This window comes from Pigmentiphaga sp., from assembly GCF_033795525.1.
In the GTDB taxonomy this organism is placed as follows: domain Bacteria; phylum Pseudomonadota; class Gammaproteobacteria; order Burkholderiales; family Burkholderiaceae_B; genus Pigmentiphaga.
The window spans coordinates 1-676 of the sequence record NZ_JARYGM010000029.1 but is presented as its reverse complement, the minus strand read 5'-3'; the positions used below and the strand labels follow the sequence as shown (position 1 = coordinate 676).

Sequence of the window (676 nt, the reverse complement as noted above, 5' to 3'; positions counted from 1 at the left end):
AGGTTCTGCTTGCGCATCAACGCCTGGAAATCCTGGGATTGCGCCACCTGGCGGGCTGCCGCCCGCCATTTTTCCACCGCGTCCGCGGGTGTTGCCTTGGGCAGTCCGATGCCGCGCCAGACGCTGAATTGCAGGTCCGCGCCTTTTTCCTTCATGGTGGGTACGGCAGGCAGATTGTCCAGCCGTTTCGGCGCCATGACGGCCAGGGTGCGCAGCTTGCCGGTTTCGACATGCTGCTGCAGCTCGGCATAGGCTACCGTGGTTGCCTGCACGTCGCCCGCCAGCAAGCCCATGATGGCCGGGGCCGACCCCTGATACGGAACGTGCACGAACTTCACGCCGGCTTGCTCACCCAGCGCCGCGGCCGCCATGTGCGGCACGGTGCCGATGCCTGCGTTGGAGACCGCGATGCGCTCGGGATTCTTCCTGGCGTCGGCGAGGAACTCCTCCACCGTTTTCCAGGGTGCGTCGGCCCGCACCGTGACCGACGACGGATCGTCGGTGAAACGGGCGATGGGCTGGAAGTCGCCGACCGTGGTCTTGCCTATTCCCATGAGGGGCACCACCAGCATTTCGGGAGTCATCAACACGAGCCGGTAGCCGTCGGGCTGTGCATTGGCGACATAGGCCCAGCCAATCGAACCGCTCGCGCCGGGCTTGTTGATCACCACGGTGG

Annotated in this window: 1 protein-coding gene; it reads right to left on the bottom strand. The window is 65.5% G+C overall.

Going from position 1 to position 676, the window contains the following annotated elements; genetic code table 11:
- Nucleotides 1-676, bottom strand: a 676-nt coding sequence (locus QHC78_RS21070; protein ID WP_319748105.1) for a tripartite tricarboxylate transporter substrate binding protein, incomplete at both ends; no start/stop codon positions are given.